Below are 17,263 nucleotides of genomic sequence, written 5' to 3' on the forward strand. Positions count from 1 at the left end.
CCGGCGCTGCTGATTGTTCTGATTGGTTGAACTCAGCTCTTATCAGAGAGAGCGCGCAATCTCTTCAACCTGGAAGCACTCGATCACATCGCCGACGCGCATATCCTTGTAGTTGGTGAAGTTCATGCCGCATTCAACGCCAGATTCTACTTCTTTCACTTCGTCCTTGAAGCGCTTCAATGTGCCCAGCTCACCTTCGTGGATGACAACGTCATCACGCAGCAAGCGAACCTGTGCACCACGCTTAACGACACCTTCGGTAACCAGACAACCTGCAACACGACCAATTTTGGTGATGTTGAAGATCTCTTTGATATCTGCGTAACCGAGGAACGTTTCGCGACGTTCTGGAGCAAGCATGCCAGACATGGTGGACTTCACATCGTCGATGAGATCGTAGATCACGCTGTAGTAGCGGATTTCTACGCCTTCGCGACGTGCAGCTTCCTGAGCCTGTTTGTTTGCGCGAACGTTGAACGCCATGATCGGAGCCTTGGAGGCAATCGCCAGCGTGATATCGCTCTCGGTAATACCACCCACAGATGCTGCTACAACACGTGCACCGACTTCGTCGTTGCCCAGTTCTTCCAGAGCACCCTGGATTGCTTCGGCAGAACCCTGCACATCGGACTTGATGATGAGCGGGAATTCCTTTTTGCCTTCTTCCTGCAAGCCCTTCATCATCGCTTCCAGAGAACCGCGGGACCCAGCAATACGTGCTGCAATCTGATCGCGTTTCTGGCGCTGACGATATTCGGAGATCTCGCGGGCACGGCCTTCGTTCTCTACGACTGCAACCATGTCCCCAGCAGATGGCGTGGACTGGAAGCCAAGAACTTCAACCGGCTTGGAAGGACCAGCTTCCTTAACCTGTTTGCCATTCTCGTCGAGCATCGCACGAACACGACCCCACTCAGAGCCAGCAATCACGATGTCACCAACGTTCAGCGTACCCTTCTGAACCAGAACAGTCGCTACCGGACCACGGCCCTTGTCGAGCTTGGCTTCGATCACGGTACCTTCCGCCATGCGGTTCGGGTTGGCTTTCAGTTCAAGAACTTCAGCCTGCAACAGGATCATTTCGATCAGCTTGTCAAGGTTGGTGCCTGCTTTTGCAGAAACTTCCACGTCGATGACGTCACCACCCATGGATTCTACAACGAGGTCTTCGCGAAGAAGGTCGTTGCGAACGCGGGACGGATCAGCGCCAGGCTTGTCCATTTTGTTGATCGCGATGATCAGCGGAACGCCAGCAGCTTTTGCATGAACAATAGCTTCTTTGGTCTGTGGCATCACACCATCATCGGCAGCAACCACGAGGATCACAACGTCAGTGGACTTGGCACCACGTGCACGCATCTGAGTAAATGCGGCGTGACCAGGCGTATCGATGAAGGTAACCTTCTGGCCGTTCTGCTCAACCTGGTATGCACCGATGTGCTGTGTAATGCCGCCAGCTTCACCAGAAGCAACGTTTGCCTTACGCAGCGCATCAAGAAGTGATGTCTTACCGTGGTCAACGTGACCCATGATGGTCACTACAGGAGGACGGGATACCAGTGCGGTGTCATCGTCTTCGATGGTGAAGAGACCTTCCTCAACATCCGCTTCAGAAACACGCTTAACAGTGTGGCCCATCTCCACTGCGATCAATTCCGCAGTATCAGCGTCGATGATGTCGTTGATCTTCATCATCTGGCCCTGCTTCATGAGCAGTTTGATCACATCAACAGCACGCTCAGACATACGCTGTGCGAGCTCCTGAATGGTGATCGCCTCAGGAAGTGTTACCTCACGAGCAACCTTCTCGCGAACAACCTTCTGACCCTGACGTTTTTCTTTTTCACGACGACGGCGCATGGATGCCAGTGAACGGCTGCGGCCTTCATCACCACCGGTTGCGCGGGTAATTGTCAGTTTTGACTTACGACGGTCGTCACCAACAGCGCGGGTTGGTCTGTTCGGCGCGTCAGGCTTTCTGTCACGTGTAACCGGCTTAAGAGCCATCTTCTTGGATGGGGTCTTAGCAGTTTCCATGCTTTCAACCGGAGCGGCTGGAGCACCAGAGCGAGCGCCCGGACGCGGACCATCCAAACGAGGAGGCTTACCATCACGCATTGGCGGACGGCCACGGTCGCCACCTGGGCGAGGACCACGATCACCACCTGGGCGTGGACCACGCTCGCCACCTGGACGAGGACCACGGTCACCACCTGGACGAGGACCACGGTCACCACCTGGACGAGGACCACGGTCACCACCTGGGCGTGCGCCACGCTCGCCTGCCGGACGAGGGCCACGGTCGCCTGCGGAGCGAGGGCCTCGGTCGCCGGAACGCTGTGGACGATCGCCGTTGCGAGCCGGACGTTCCTCACGCTGTGCAGGTTTTGGAGCAGCAGCAGCTTTTGCCTTTGCTTCAGCTTCAGCCTTGGCTTTCGCTTCTGCTTCAGCTTTTGCACGTACTGCAGCTTCTTCAGCTTCACGCTTGGCGCGAGCTTCGTCTTCAATGCGTTTCTTTTCAGCTTCAATCGCGCGCTGTTGTGCCAGTTCTTCCTGACGCTTTGCTTCTTCAACGCGACGCTTGGCGTCCTCTACTTCGCGGATCTTGGCCATTTTAAGCGCTGCGAGACGTGCGTCTGCTTCGCCCTTGGTCAAGGTCTTGAGGACCGCACCACTGCCCTGACCGCCACCGCCGCCACGGCGCTGGTTGTTGCGGTTTCCACCGCGACCACCACCTTGTTCACCGCGTCTTTGGCCATCGCCGCCACGACGAGGCTGCTGCTGACCACGGTTTTGGGCTGGACGCTTTTCAGTGCCAGTTGAGGAGGCCGCAGGAGAAGCCGAAGGCGCAGATGTAGGTGCAGCGGAGCCTTCCTGGCCCGGCACAACTACACGGCGCTTCTTCTTTTCCACGACGACTGCCTTGGAGCGGCCGTGGGAGAAGCTCTGCTTAACAGTGCCCTTCTCAACACTGCCTCCGCGTTTGAGGCCCAGCGTTTTCTTTTCCCCGCCGGCGGGATTGTCGTGGTTGTTTTTGGTATCGCTCATATTGCCTTCAGTCCTGCGCCACTGCACCCTTTGTACCGTCGTCGTCGGCCTTAACAGAGACTTCGCGGAATAGCGCAAGGCGTTGCGCGTGCTTCACGAAGTTTCTGCCCGCCTCGCCGGCCAGCAGTACAGCATGTATAACGTTTTCCCGACCCAGATGCGTACTCATCTGTTCCGAGGTAAACAGGCGGATCACGCTGAGACGATCCACCTTGCCAAATCTAGAAGCGGCTACGGCCGCCAACTTACGCACACCATCTTCAGAGGCATCAGTGGCGTGTACCAGAGCAAGAACACTCTCTTTTTTGAGAGCTGCCTCGACTTTCGAAAATCCAACAATCAGATTGCCGGCTTTTCGGCTAATGGACAGTGCGCCCAAAGCTGCCTGCTCTAGTAGTTTGTCGGTGTGGTCGGCCAAACCGTCTTCAGCGTTAACCTGCTCCTTAAAGCCTCTCGAGAAAGCACGCTTTTTGATCGCTTCCTGCAAAATAGACTTCTTTGCGGTCACCCATACCCCACGTCCCGGGAGGGTGCCCTTCACATCAACTACAACAGTTTTGTCAGGAGCCATAACGAATCTGAGAAGATCTGTCACCGGTAGAACTTCGCGCGTTACTGCGCAGGTGCGTTCCGTCGGCTCATTTTTTCTCGGCACTTCGTTATCCCAATCCAACTATTGTTGTTATTTTTCATTCAGTTACGGGGATGCAGAAACCTGCAGTCACATGCTGCAATTTCAACACACCCCCGTATAATTCTTTTTTCTGCAGTCAAGCGGCTACAGATTATTCAGAGGACTGCTCGCCTTTAGCGTCTTCGTCAACGCTCTCTTGCGCCAATTCCTCGTCGGCGTCAACCACAGTCTCTTCAATTGTTTCGTCTGCGGAGACTTCTTCTTCGACTTCCAGCTCTTCATCAGAAGCTTCAAGCTCTTCATCAGAGGAGGCTTCAAGCTCTTCGTCGGAAGAAACTTCAAGCTCTTCATCAGAGGCTTCCAGCTCTTCGTCAGAAACTTCCACGAGATCTTCCGCTGAGATCCATCCTGCTGCGACGCGTGCTGACATAACGATGCCTTCAGCATCAGCGCGAGACAGATCAAAACTGCTCAGAGTACCTTCAACGCGAATGGTTTCTTTATCCTTACGCTCGGTCCAGCCAACAAGGTCGTCAGCAGCACAGCCTGCAAGGTCTTCCATGGTTTTGATTTCGTCTTTACCCAATGCAACGAGCATTGCGGAAGTGAGACCAGGAACCTGAACCAGCTCTTCGGAAACACCAAGCTGACGGCGCTCTTCCGCGAGTTTCGCTTCCTGCTCTTCCAGGAATTCACGCGCGCGAGCCTGAATTTCGTCGGCGGTTTCTTCGTCGAAGCCTTCGATGGACGAGATTTCGTCAAGGTCAACGTACGCGACTTCCTCTACAGAAGTAAAGCCTTCTGATGCGAGAAGTTGAGAAACCATCTCATCAACATTCAGTGTATTCTGGAAGAGATCAGAGCGAACCTGGAATTCTTTCTGGCGACGCTCGGACTCTTCAGCTTCCGTCATGATGTCGATGCCCCAGCCTGTCAGCTGAGAGGCAAGACGCACGTTCTGACCGCGGCGACCGATTGCCAGAGACAGCTGGTCATTCGGAACAACCACTTCAATACGCTCAGACTCTTCGTCAAGAACTACTTTGGCAACTTCAGCAGGCTGAAGCGCGTTCACGATGAAGGTTGCGGCGTCGTCATTCCATGGAATGATGTCGATTTTCTCGCCCTGAAGCTCGCCAACAACGGCCTGAACACGGGAACCACGCATACCAACACATGCGCCAACCGGATCAATGGAACTGTCGCTGGACAGAACAGCAATTTTTGCACGGGAGCCCGGATCGCGAGCAACAGCCTTGATCTCGATAACACCGTCGTAGATTTCTGGCACTTCCTGCGCGAACAGTTTGGCCATGAACTGTGGGTGTGTACGGGACAGGAATACCTGCGGTCCGCGCTGTTCGCGGCGCACGTCAAAGATCAGTGCGCGGATGCGATCACCATTGCGGAAAATTTCGCGTGGGATCAGCTCATCACGACGAACGATTGCTTCGCCCTTACCGGTATCAACAACGACGTTGCCGTATTCAACACGCTTCACAACAGCGTTAAGCACTTCGCCGATGCGGTCTTTGAACTCATCGTACTGCTGATCACGCTCTGCTTCGCGCACTTTCTGAACGATCACCTGCTTGGCAGACTGAGCTGCGATGCGGCCAAAGTCCAACGGCGGCAGTGGATCTGCCATAAAGTCGCCGATGGTTGCATCCGGGTTGCGCTCCTGCGCATCAACCAGAGCAATCTCAGTGGAGATGTTCTCGACAACCTCAACAACCTGCAGCAAACGCTGAAGGCGAATTTCACCGGTTTTCGGATTAATCTCAGCACGAACTTCAGTCTCGGTGCCATAACGGGAGCGAGCGGCTTTTTGGATTGCATCCTCAAGAGCCGCAATCACGATGCTACGGTCGATCGACTTTTCGCGGGCAACCGCGTCAGCGATCTGCAGCAGCTCCAAACGGTTTGCGCTGATAGCCATTCCTCGTCAACTCCTTCCACGCCCTGCTTTCCTTCACACCAGCAGGAACATCAAAACAAAAGGGTGGCTCTTAAATTTCGGAACCGCCCATACCCCATTGCGCAACAAGAACAGCTAATCAGTGACTGAGGTAACTGTCATCGTCCGTAGGCTCACCACGGGCTGCTTTTGCGGCTTTATCGGCTTTCAAAGCCGCGTCAATCAGTTCATCGGTCAAAACCAGTACGGCTGATCCGATCTCATCCAGTGGAAGACGACTTGTCTCGTCCTGACCGTCCTGTGCGTCGGACAGTCTGATGACGGCACTTCCCTCTTCCACACCGATGATTTGTCCACGGTATCTCTTGCGCCCAGCTTGCGGCACAGACATTTCGATTTTCACAACATGTCCGGCCCAGCGCTCGAAATCGCCTGCGCGTACGAGCGGGCGGTCAATACCTGGAGATGAAATTTCGAGATGATAGGCACCGGAAATCGGGTCGTCGACATCCAACGCCGGGGAAACTGCGTGGCTGATCTCTTCACAATCTTCAACAGCCATTGTCCCGTCCGGGCGCTCTGCCATGATTTGAAGGGTGCAGCCGTTATTTCCGTTTACACGGATGCGCACCAGCCGATAGCCCAGATCAACAATGACCGGCTCGACAATTTCAGCAACGCGGGCTTCTAGGCCCTTTTCCTTTATAATCCGGGGATCGGTTTCGTCCACTTGGTACCTATCGTCTTAATGCAAAGACATACTTGGTGTCTTTGGCAGTTATTTTCGGATACCTGATTTTCGACAGTCAGGCATCAATACCGACTTAGCTAATAAAAAAGAGCGGGTCCTTTCGGGGCCCACTCCTCAATGCTCTTAACTGAGCCGATAGAGAACTCTTGCTCTGCAATATAGTCATTTGCCCACTGTATGCAACAGAAAATCAAGATATGGGCAGACAAAAGAGAGCCCTCGTCAGCTTTTCATATCTGCGGCGCGCAAAAATGTCAGGTAACGACCAACTCTACCTTCGCGGTGGGCCTTGCGTTCATACCTCGTGCCCGGCCAATTATGCCATGGGGTACGCCAATCAGTGGCGCTCTCGTCAGCCCACTCAAAGGCGGGATGTTTACGGCAATGGGATAGGGTCCAATCCACGTAGGTGTCGATATCACTGGCGAACCGGTATTCGCATCCGGGCTTCAAAGCTCGGGCGATGCGCGTCAGGTTGATCTGGTTCACAAAACGGCGCTTCCAGTGCTTCTTCTTTGGCCATGGATCAGGATAGAGCTGATAGGCCATGTCCAATGATGCAGCCGGGAGCCAATCGAGCAACTTGCCTGCATCATCGTCGTAGAGGCGTATATTCTTCAGGCCATGCTCTTCAATGCTGGTGACAGCCTTGATGATACCGGAACTGAACGGTTCGCAGCCGATAAATCCGATCTCCGGATTTTCTCTCGCCCGATGAATTAGGTGCTCGCTACCCCCGAATCCGATCTCCAGACAAACAGTTTTGACTGGGACGGGGAACAATTCCGCCAGATTTTCCGGAGGGGACTGCGTTAGGTCCAATGCCACGGTTGGCAGGACCTCCTTAAGCAAATGTGTTTGTCGCGGACTTGCTGGCTTTCCGACGCGGCGGCCGAAAAAGGAGCCTTTGTAGTAATCTACCATAGTTCTCATAAATACAAACTGGCCGGAGATTGCCCCGGCCAGTTGTTTATTCTCTAGCGTTAGAGGTTAAGCGTAGGCTTTCTCTACAGCATCACGCAGGTTATGGACAAGGTCGATTTTCTCCCATGAGAAACCGCCGTCACGTTCTGCCTCACGTCCGAAGTGGCCGTAGGCAGCTGTACGTGCATAGATTGGCTTGTTCAGACCGAGGTGCTCACGAATGCCGCGCGGGGTCAAACTCATGACTTCGCGGATCGCAGCTTCAACGCGCTCACCTTCAACACGGCCTGTGCCGTGCAGGTTGACAAACACGGACTGCGGATCGGCAATACCAATCGCGTAGGACAGCTGAATGGTGCATCTGTCTGCCAGATCAGCGGCCACCACGTTTTTCGCCAGATAACGCGCTGCGTATGCCGCAGAGCGGTCGACCTTGGTCGGGTCTTTACCGGAGAATGCGCCGCCACCGTGTGGAGCTGCGCCGCCGTAGGTGTCTACGATGATCTTACGGCCTGTGAGACCACAGTCGCTGTCCGGACCACCAATCACGAACTTGCCAGTCGGGTTGATATGCCAGATGGTATTTTTGGTAACCCAGTCACCCGGCAGTGCTGCGCGAATGTAAGGCTCTACAACAGCGCGCACATCGTCGGATGTCATGGTTTCATCCAGATGCTGGGTGGATAACACGATGGATGTTGCCTCAACGGGTTTGCCATCTTCATAGCGGATAGACACCTGGCTCTTGGCATCTGGGCCGAGCATTGGTTCATTGCCGGATTTGCGCGCCTCTGCGAGCAAACGCAGGATCTTATGGGCGTACAGGATCGGAGCTGGCATCAACTCTTCAGTTTCGCGGCATGCGTAACCGAACATAATGCCCTGATCGCCGGCGCCTTCGTCCTTATTGTCAGCGGCATCTACGCCCTGAGCAATATCTGCGGACTGACCGTGCAGAAGTACCTGAACATCCAGGTTCTTCCAGTTAAAGCCAGCCTGCTCATAGCCGATATCCTTCACGGCCATGCGGGCGATGTGCGCCAGATATTCTTGTGTAAGAGTTGCTGGGCCGCGTGTTTCACCTGCAATAACAAGCTTATTTGTTGTTGCTAGCGTTTCACACGCTACGCGGGCTTCTGGCATTTCCTTTAGAAATGCATCTACGATCGTATCTGATACCCGATCGCAAACTTTGTCGGGGTGGCCTTCTGAGACCGATTCCGACGTGAACACGTAGTTCTGACGAGCCATTGGCAAACGTCCTTCTGGGAAGAAAAGTAGGATTGAAGCGACGGCAAATCCGTCGCTTCCGGTGTTACATCAAACAAGGAATGTCGATTACGTCAAGAGATTTAGATCAAAATTGCGGGAGAATTGCGAAAATTTACGGATCACAAACTCAATCTTCATCCCCAGCAATACTCTTCACGAGCTCGACGACCTTCTTGCGGACTTTCGGGTTTTCAATGCGCACGAAAGCCTTGTTGAGGGCTAAACCATCAGAAGATGACAAAAAGTCGACAACATAGGTGGTTTGCGGGTTATCACCGACGCCCGGGGTCTCATCCGGAGTGCCGGGAGCATCTTCAAAGAAAAAGGCAACAGGCACTTTCAAAATGGTTGCAATGTGCTGTAAGCGGCTCGCACCAATCCGGTTTGTACCTTTTTCATACTTTTGAATCTGCTGGAACGTAATCCCAAGGCTCTCACCGAGCTTTTCCTGACTCATACCAAGCATCATGCGGCGCAAGCGAACTCTGCTGCCGACATGAACGTCGATAGGGTTTGGTGCTTTTTTGCTGGGCATTATCAAAGGCCCTCTTCTTTGGTTTTTTACGGTGCCTTACCGTGGGTTTTTATTTAAACAAGGGCGCATCTCTGCATCCCTTGCAAGAACACAATTCATCAAACCTGCATTTCGACAAGTGCCAAAACAACCTCTGACGGAGGCATCAGCTGGCAGGCCCGTAAGGCTTTTTTATGGTCCAATCTGACGATTAGGATAAAAACCTTTACGTGTATTAGATGACGATATTTGCGTGCATTCGTCAATCTCTACGGGTAGGTAATAATTGCTCCATCACCAATAGGAGACTAACAACTACTAGAATAATTCCCCAAAAAATTGAATCACCCGCCCGCACGTAAAGCGTGGGGCTTAGTATTTCAGGCAATTCACTATCGAAACTACCTTTTTTATTTAAAACAACTTCTGCGAGTATTCTACCATTGGAATCTACTAGACCAGAAATACCAGTATTTGCAGCTCGCACCAACGGCACGCCTTGCTCGACTGCTCTAATTCTTGCCTGCGCCAAATGCTGATAGGGACCCGACGTTTCGCCAAACCAACCGTCATTTGTTAGATTTACGAGCAAGTTAGGCCGCTCCTCCACTGGAAGCATGGTTTGCGGAAAAATCGCTTCATAACAAATCAGCGGCTGGAAACTAAATGAATTTCTTAAATCTATTTTCTCAAATTGAGGCCCAGAAGTAAAGTCCTCCGGCGCCGGGACAAGACGCTCCACACCAATGGATTGTAGGAGCGGACGCATCGGCAAATACTCCCCAAACGGAACAAGGTGCACTTTGTCATAGATATCTATGAGTGCACCTTCGTCGGATACAACAAATGTACTGTTAAAAAAGTGAGTACCGCTTGCTGAAACTTCGCGTCGAATACCACCGGTAATCAACATAGTATTTTTAGGAAGCGTGGCTGCAATCGCCTCCAGAGCGCCCGGCTCTTCATCCAGTAAGAATGGAAAGGCCGATTCAGGCCAGAAGATGAGCGTTTCCTTATCCAGATTCATCTCTGCAAGGGCCTGCTCTGTTTGCTGCAAATAGAGCGGTAGAAGCCTTTGTCTGTTCTCGGGCTTCCACTTGTCTGCCTGGGGCACATTGGGTTGTATGACCAACACGCGAGCGCCCGCAACCGGCTGTTGCGGGGCCTGCAACCTATTCGTTCCGTATGCAACCACCCCTGCCCACACCAGCACACACGCAACGATATAGACAGCGGCGGCTTTACGTCCTTGGTCAATCAGGACAACAGGCATCGAGAAGAGCAACAGGACAAGCAAGCCGACGCCGTAAATCCCCAAGGCAGAGAAGCTCTGCATGAGTGTCAGGTTTTCGGCAAAGGCATAGCCCCAAACATTCCACGGGAAGCCGGTCAGCATGTGCCCACGCAGCCAGTTGGACAGGGCCAACGCGACAGCGAAGAGCAGAATGCGGGAGATGCCAGGTCTCCAGAAGAAGGAGGCACCGCCCAATATGATGGAGGGGATCAGGGCAAGCCCGCCAGGTAGGATGAGCAACGCAAACGGGATCATCCAGGCATAGCTTTCGGCGTCTACAAGGAACGCTTCGGCAATCCAGAACAAGCTAACCAGGAAAAAGCCGAAGAAAAACGCCCAGGACACCCGGAAAAACGCGGCAAAGCGGGCTTTACGGCTTTCTGCGGCTTGTTGCTTTGCCCCATCCAACAGCAGGATTAACTGCGGCAAGGTCAGCCAGAGGATGGGAAAGGCACCATAAGGGGGGAAGGCAAAGGCAGATGCCAATCCCCCTACGAAAGCAAGTAGTGCGCGTCTCCACCCTGATAATTCTCGAATACTGCTTATCAGAGTTCGAGGGGTATCAATGGCAGCGAACATGCCCCACTCCCGAATATCATAGGTAAAACGTTAGCGATGTGCTGCTTATTCTGCAGCTTCAGACTTCCGTGGGCGGACGCGCTGAACAACGACACGCTGCTCAATCCGCCGCTTGGAAATGCGAAGACGCTTGATACGGCGCAAATCGGCATCAATCACTTCGAATTCGTAGGCCGGAAGGCTCTTATCGATGATCAACTCACCGCGAACCGGAACCCTGTCCAAAATCGAGAACAACAGACCGCCAAGGGTATCCACCTCTTCTGTCTGCTCTTCACCGACCTGGAAGTCTGCACCAAGTTCTTTCTGAAGATCATCCAAATCGATACGAGGATCAACCACCCAAACGCCGGGGCTGACGGTCATGATAAGTTCTTCTTCGTCCTTATCGTGCTCGTCTTCAATGTCGCCCACCACGGTCTCGACTATGTCCTCAAGAGACACAAGCCCGTCAGTTCCGCCGTATTCATCGATCACCAGCGCCATCTGGACACGGGTGACCTGCATCTTCTTCATCAGATCGGAAGAGGACATGGACGGTGGAACAAAGTGCAGTGGCCGGATCAGGCCTGTTCTGTTCAATGGCGTGGACAGGTCAACACATGACAAGTCGAGCAGAGATTTCTCTTCTGCGCTCTTCTCAGGCGCGCTCTGTTCCGGCTTCACCAAAGTCAGAGGGGCACCGTTTTGGTTGGCTTTTACAGCCAGCTCCACGAAGTAGGACATCAGGTCCTTAATGTGGATCATGCCCCGAGGATCATCCAGGTTGTCATGATAAACCGGCATACGGGAGTGACCTGAGGCCTTAAACAAAGCCATCACTTCACCGATTGTTGTTGTATCTTCCACGGCCTCAATATCGGCACGGGGGATCATGACATCTTCAACACGAGACTCGCGCAGTTGGAGGATGTTGGTGAGTAGTTCGCGCTCTTCCTTGGTGAAGGCCGCATCGGCGCCTTCACTGTCGCGAGCGAGCTCGTCTTCCAAATCTTCGCGTAATGAAACAGCCGCGCTTCTTCGGATACCTTTAAACGGGTTCAGTATGGACCCAAGCCTGGTCAGAAAACCAGGCTTGATCGCTTGTGGTTCGGAGGTATCGTCGGCAACAGCTGTGCCGGTACTACTTGCAGGCTCTGCATTCTCAGCCTGAGTGGAGGTGCTTGCACCTTCTGTACTTCGAGGTTCCGGGCTCATCTCTCTCTCGTTGTTCCCTGTATTCCCAATGAATACCGGGGTGTCATTTATCAGCCGAAAGTGGCGCATCTTTGTATGGGTCGGGGATTTGCAGGCTCGCCAAAATCAGGCGCTCTTCCGCTTCCATTTCCTCCGCGTCCTCATCTATTTGGTGATCATATCCGAAAAGATGAAGGGTTCCATGAACAATAAGATGAATTAAGTGGTGTTCGAATGGAATTTCAAGCTCCAGAGCTTCGCGCTTTACTGTCTCTTTTGCAATAACAATATCGCCCAATAATGGACCAAATGGCGGCTCTTCACTGTCATCCCCCGGAAAAGAAAGAACATTTGTCGGTTTGTCTTTCTCGCGCCACATCTTATTCAGATCCTGAATATGGGCATCATCGGTGAAGACAAGGGAGACTTCGGTGTTTTCTACCACACCAAGGTCGCTTATTGCAAAAGCGGCAGCGATTGCCTTTTCGGCAATCGCCTCCAACAGATCTTCACTCTGCCAATCGCCTGCTTCAATCAGCAGGTCGATGTGGACCGGGCAAGCTTTGTTCATTCCTTGGAGCCTTGCTCTGCATTTTCTTTGGCAGCTTCTTCTGCCTGCCTGAGTTCTTTGGCTTTCAACCGGCGGCGACTTTCATTGTCGTAGGCACCAACGATACGCGCCACAAGTTCGTGACGCACCACGTCGCTCTCTGTGAAGTCCACCCGAGAGATACCTTCAACGCCGTCAAGGATCTTCAGTGCATCACGCAGACCGGACATCTGGCCCGGAGGTAAGTCAACCTGACTGGGGTCGCCTGTCACGATCATCTTGGAGTTCTCACCGAGGCGCGTCAGAAACATCTTCATCTGCATGGATGTGGTGTTCTGCGCTTCATCGAGAATCACGACCGCATTGGATAGCGTACGTCCGCGCATAAAGGCCAGTGGCGCAACCTCAATCATCCCACTTTCCAAGCCACGTTCGAGCTTTTCCGGTGCCATCATCTCGTTGAGGCCATCATAAAGCGGGCGCAGGTATGGATCGACCTTTTCCTTCATGTCACCGGGCAAGAAGCCTAGACGTTCGCCTGCTTCAACTGCCGGACGGGACAGGATCATGCGGTCAATCTCACCGCGTTCCAACAAAGCAGCCGCGTAGGCCACAGCAAGGAAGGTCTTACCAGTTCCTGCCGGGCCAATGCCAAATGTGAGATCAGAACGGTCCATAGCCCGGATGTAGGCATCCTGAGCGGTCGTTCTGGCAACCAGCGTCTTGCGGCGCGTCGCGATCTGCGCAAATGCCATGCGCGACTTAGGCTCCATCGTTGGCAGAGAGAGCTGGGCTTCAGCAACTTCTGCCAGACGAATTGAGCCATCCACATCGCCCGGAGTGATGTCGTGACCACCCTGCAAACGCGTATAGAGCGATTCCAGAGCAAGCTTGGCCTGCTCTGTGGATTTTTTATCGCCGCGGATTGTGACCTGATTGCCATGGGCGACCGCCTCAACACCTAAACGCTGTTCGATGAGCGCGAGGTTTTGGTCAAACTGACCAAATAGATCGCCTAAAAGTCTGTTGTCTTCGAATGCCAACACCACATGCATCATATCCGATGCCGCAATGGGGCGCATGGCCGTCCTTGAAGCGGACGTTGTCTGGGCTCTGCCCTTCAAATAATGCCTCCGTTCGCCTTTACGCGATATTCTGGGAGCATCATGCACTTAAACGAGACGCCCTTCCAGACTATTTGCGCTGGCAGCAACAATTTCTACCGATCCGATTTCACCATACAGGTCCAGTGGTGCATTTACATGAACTGGCTGGAGCCAAGGTGATCGGCCTGCAAGCTGGCCTTCTCTGCGGCCTTCCTTTTCAAACAGTACATCAATTGTTTTTCCAATCAATGACGCATTAAAGTCTTTTTGCTGCGTGCTGAGCAATACCTGCAATTCTGCAAGGCGTTCGGACTTGACTTGCTCGTCGATCTGGTCTTCCAGCGTTGCACCCGGAGTACCCGGACGTGGGCTGTATTTGAAGGAGAATGCAGAGCCGTAGGTGACACGCTTGATCAGGTCCAGAGTGTCTTTGTGGTCCTGATCGGTTTCACCGGGGAAGCCGACAATAAAGTCGCCGGACAGCGCGATATCGTCGCGTGCTTCGCGAATGCGGTCGATCAGGCGGAAGTAATCGTCGCGGGTATGCTTGCGGTTCATCGCCTTGAGGATTGCATCAGAACCGGACTGAACCGGCAAGTGCAGGTACGGCATCAGAATATCGAGGTCGCGGTGGGCGGCGATCAGGCTGTCTTCCATGTCCCGTGGGTGGGATGTGGTGTAGCGCAGGCGCTCGATACCATCGATCTTGGCGAGGCGGAACAGGAGCTCACCGAGGCCCCACTCGCGGCCATCAGGGCCTTCACCGTGCCATGCGTTGACGTTCTGGCCAAGCAAGGTCACTTCACGGACACCAGCAGCTGCCAAGCGCTCGGTTTCCATGACGATCTGTTCTACTTTACGGGAGACTTCCGCACCGCGTGTGTATGGCACTACGCAGAAGGTACAGAACTTATCGCAGCCTTCCTGAACGGTCACAAATGCAGTCACACCACGCTTGCGAACAGCTTCCTTGGACGGTGTTGCCAGATGCTTGAACTTGTCCTGAATATCGAACTCTGTCTCAACGACCTTTGAGCCATTAGAGGCCCGGGTCAGTAGCTCTGGGAGGCGGTGGTAAGACTGAGGACCAACAACAAGGTCAACGATTGGCGCACGGCGGGAGATTTCCGCGCCTTCCGCCTGCGCAACACAGCCTGCAACGGAAACCATCATCTGCTTGCCGTCTTTGGCGCGCTCTTCTTTCAGCTTACGAATGCGACCCAGTTCGGAGTAGACCTTTTCAGCAGCCTTTTCGCGGATGTGACAGGTGTTCAGGATAACCAGATCTGCATCGTCCGGGGTTTCCGTCTTTACGTAACCATCGTTGCTCAGAGCGTCGTTCATACGGTCAGAATCATAGACATTCATCTGGCAGCCATAGGTTTTGATGAAAACCTTACGGGTCGCTTCGTTCTGGTCGCGCGCCTCCGTTGTATTTTCGGATTGGCTCTGGGTGTCTTGGTCTACTAGGTTATCCATTAAATCCTCGAGTGGATCTGCTGCCGCGATGTCTTTTTTGTTTCAATGCCCGACAGTTCGAGCACACCTGCTCTGTTCAACAGCAGCGCCAGCTCGTCATGTTCAGAATTTTGGTGAGCTTTACTCTGTTTTGCGCAGAAAGAGAAGCTTTGTCTTACTCAGCTTCAACCAGCTCTTTCTGTTTGGATCGATCTCCATGCAATGCTGAAAGGGTCATCACCCTGACCTGCTCCTGTAGATCACGCGCTAAAACCTTGCGATCAGTGGCTTTCTCGATCGGAATCGGGGTGCCCCAGGTCAGTTCAACATCCAGCCCACCTTCTTTGAGAATGGCCCAGAGATGTCCAGCGAGCTCCATATCCCCATACCACGCAACATGTTTGCGCCAAAAGTGGCCCATGGGCATCCCGTGCAGGCGGGTGTAGGCGATGGACAGAGGCTGCACGTAAGCTGACTCCCCTTCTCCCACATGCATTGCCTGATGAGCTGCGCCAATGAGTGCTGAACGGAAGGGCAGAACCTCGTTGCCGTTGCTGGAGGTGCCTTCAGCAAACAATACCATGGCCTCTCCCCCAGCCATGCGGTGAGCTACTTCCTTAGCAACCCGGCCAATATCTGTTTTGCGTTGGCGATCAACAAATATCGTTCGTTGGAGCCTGGAGAGGAAGCCGAAGACGGGCCATTTATTGACTTCGGATTTCGCGATGAAGCAGACTAGGTTGGTTGATCCAAGAGCAGAAATATCCAACCACGAGCAATGGTTGGCGGTAATGAGAAGAGGCCGTTCGGTGGCCATTTCCCCGTGTTGGTGAACACGCAGCCCCACGAGCCAGCACACAGCTTTGTGCCAGAGCAGAGGAACGTGCGGTTTTGTCGACAAGCCTAGCTTCACTATCACCCATTGCGTAGGAATGACGAACAAAGAAACGAGGATTAGCCCGGCAATTGCACAAACAGCTCTGACAGTCGCCATGAACGGCTCCTATTTTTCATCTATGGGAATGCCGTATAGCTCCAAGCGATGATCAACCAGTTTGAAGCCCAGCTTTCGTGCCACTTCTTCCTGCATCTTTTCAATTTCTTCACTACGGAATTCGATCACATCACCTGTACGCAGGTCGATGAGGTGATCATGGTGCTCGTCAGAAACGGTTTCGTACCTGGAACGACCGTCGCGGAAGTCGTGGCGTTCGATAATACCTGAGTCCTCGAAAAGCTTTACAGTCCGGTAAACAGTGGAGATAGAAATTTTAGGATCGATGCCGGAAGCTCTCCGATAAAGCTCTTCTACATCCGGATGGTCTTCAGCAGATTGTATTACATCAGCAATCACACGGCGCTGTTCTGTCATTCGCATACCCTTATGAGCACACATTTCAATCAGCGTCATTTTTTCTTCTGCCGTCATTTGCCCCAATTCCTCAAAATCACACAGGCACTACCGTTTTCAATCCGCATGGGTATCCTATCTCCCAAAGCAACGAGAGAAAAGAACCAGTTTTACTGTACCCCGGTTTGATTACGAGCTTATAGCTCCATCTCACATGCGTATTGTCGCTTAAAGAAGATCGCAACGCATAACAAGCGCTGTTCCACTGCCTTCGCTCGTGGCGTAATAGGCTTTTCTCTCTCCGACCTGCTTGAACCCCAATTTCTTGTAGAGCTTCAGTGCCGCGCTGTTGGTGTCATCCACTTCGAGGAACAAGGCTTCGGCACGGTCAGAGTAAAGCTGGAAGATGGCTGCTTCCATGAGTTTTCGCCCAATCCCCCTGTTTTGCTGCTTTGGGGAGACTGCGATGGTCAAAACTTCCGCTTCGCCTGCAACTGAGCGGATGACAACAAAGCCCAGATTGGCTTGGCCAGTCACACGAGATGTACGCGCAATCAGGATGAAAACGCCTTTTTGCTCGAACATTGTGGTCAGTTCTGCTGTACCCCAGTTCTGCTTGAAGCATTCAGCGTGGAGTTTCGCCAGGTCAGGCAGGTCGTCTTTTTCAGCACGCTCGATCATTAGAGGC

15 protein-coding genes are annotated in these 17,263 nt (G+C 53.1%); all 15 read right to left on the reverse strand.

Annotated elements, in window-relative coordinates:
* Positions 1-42: 42 nt before the first annotated feature.
* The 15 genes from infB to rimI all read right to left on the reverse strand — a co-directional run bounded on the left by infB (position 43) and on the right by rimI (position 17,256).
* Positions 43-3,048: a translation initiation factor IF-2 gene (infB, locus tag IE076_RS06305; protein ID WP_189435922.1), complete on the reverse strand. Its 3,006-nt coding sequence runs from the start codon at positions 3,046-3,048 to the stop codon at positions 43-45.
* A gap of 7 nt (positions 3,049-3,055) precedes the next feature.
* Positions 3,056-3,703, reverse strand: coding sequence for an RNA-binding protein (locus tag IE076_RS06310; RefSeq protein WP_189435923.1), 648 nt, complete (start codon positions 3,701-3,703; stop codon positions 3,056-3,058).
* Between the two features lie 130 nt (positions 3,704-3,833).
* A complete protein-coding gene (gene nusA, locus IE076_RS06315) occupies positions 3,834-5,621 on the reverse strand; it encodes a transcription termination factor NusA (protein WP_189435924.1) in 1,788 nt (595 codons plus the stop codon).
* Positions 5,622-5,739: 118 nt separating this feature from the next.
* On the reverse strand, positions 5,740-6,330 hold the full coding sequence (gene rimP, locus IE076_RS06320) for a ribosome maturation factor RimP (RefSeq protein ID WP_189435925.1): 591 nt from the start codon (positions 6,328-6,330) through the stop codon (positions 5,740-5,742).
* A gap of 243 nt (positions 6,331-6,573) precedes the next feature.
* Entirely contained in the window at positions 6,574-7,275 is a 702-nt protein-coding gene (gene trmB / locus IE076_RS06325; RefSeq protein WP_189436349.1) for a tRNA (guanosine(46)-N7)-methyltransferase TrmB, read from the reverse strand.
* 66 nt (positions 7,276-7,341) lie between these two features.
* Complete coding sequence (gene metK, locus IE076_RS06330; RefSeq protein WP_189435926.1) at positions 7,342-8,526, reverse strand: methionine adenosyltransferase; 1,185 nt, start codon at positions 8,524-8,526, stop codon at positions 7,342-7,344.
* Positions 8,527-8,674: 148 nt separating this feature from the next.
* Positions 8,675-9,085, reverse strand: a complete 411-nt coding sequence (locus IE076_RS06335) for a helix-turn-helix domain-containing protein (protein WP_037036478.1) — start codon at positions 9,083-9,085, stop codon at positions 8,675-8,677.
* Between the two features lie 238 nt (positions 9,086-9,323).
* Entirely contained in the window at positions 9,324-10,934 is a 1,611-nt protein-coding gene (gene lnt / locus IE076_RS06340; RefSeq protein WP_189435927.1) for an apolipoprotein N-acyltransferase, read from the reverse strand.
* Positions 10,935-10,979: 45 nt separating this feature from the next.
* The gene (locus tag IE076_RS06345) at positions 10,980-12,131 is read right to left on the reverse strand and encodes a hemolysin family protein (RefSeq protein WP_209008909.1); all 1,152 of its coding nucleotides are present in this window, start codon (positions 12,129-12,131) and stop codon (positions 10,980-10,982) included.
* A gap of 43 nt (positions 12,132-12,174) precedes the next feature.
* On the reverse strand, positions 12,175-12,681 hold the full coding sequence (ybeY, locus tag IE076_RS06350) for an rRNA maturation RNase YbeY (RefSeq protein ID WP_189435929.1): 507 nt from the start codon (positions 12,679-12,681) through the stop codon (positions 12,175-12,177).
* Positions 12,678-13,784 carry a PhoH family protein gene (locus IE076_RS06355; protein WP_371871469.1) on the reverse strand — a complete coding sequence of 369 codons (1,107 nt, stop codon included), beginning with the start codon at positions 13,782-13,784 and terminating at the stop codon, positions 12,678-12,680. The genes ybeY and IE076_RS06355 overlap by 4 nt, the downstream gene beginning before the upstream one ends.
* A gap of 48 nt (positions 13,785-13,832) precedes the next feature.
* On the reverse strand, positions 13,833-15,245 hold the full coding sequence (gene miaB / locus IE076_RS06360) for a tRNA (N6-isopentenyl adenosine(37)-C2)-methylthiotransferase MiaB (RefSeq protein WP_189435930.1): 1,413 nt from the start codon (positions 15,243-15,245) through the stop codon (positions 13,833-13,835).
* A 154-nt stretch (positions 15,246-15,399) separates the two neighbouring features.
* Positions 15,400-16,218, reverse strand: coding sequence for a lyso-ornithine lipid O-acyltransferase (olsA, locus tag IE076_RS06365; RefSeq protein WP_189435931.1), 819 nt, complete (start codon positions 16,216-16,218; stop codon positions 15,400-15,402).
* Between the two features lie 9 nt (positions 16,219-16,227).
* The gene (locus IE076_RS06370; protein WP_189435932.1) at positions 16,228-16,653 is read right to left on the reverse strand and encodes a Fur family transcriptional regulator; all 426 of its coding nucleotides are present in this window, start codon (positions 16,651-16,653) and stop codon (positions 16,228-16,230) included.
* A gap of 150 nt (positions 16,654-16,803) precedes the next feature.
* Positions 16,804-17,256, reverse strand: coding sequence for a ribosomal protein S18-alanine N-acetyltransferase (gene rimI, locus IE076_RS06375; RefSeq protein WP_209008910.1), 453 nt, complete (start codon positions 17,254-17,256; stop codon positions 16,804-16,806).
* Between the last annotated feature and the right edge of the window lie 7 nt (positions 17,257-17,263).

The sequence above is a fragment of the Pseudovibrio japonicus genome (genome assembly GCF_014651595.1).
Lineage (GTDB): Bacteria > Pseudomonadota > Alphaproteobacteria > Rhizobiales > Stappiaceae > Pseudovibrio > Pseudovibrio japonicus.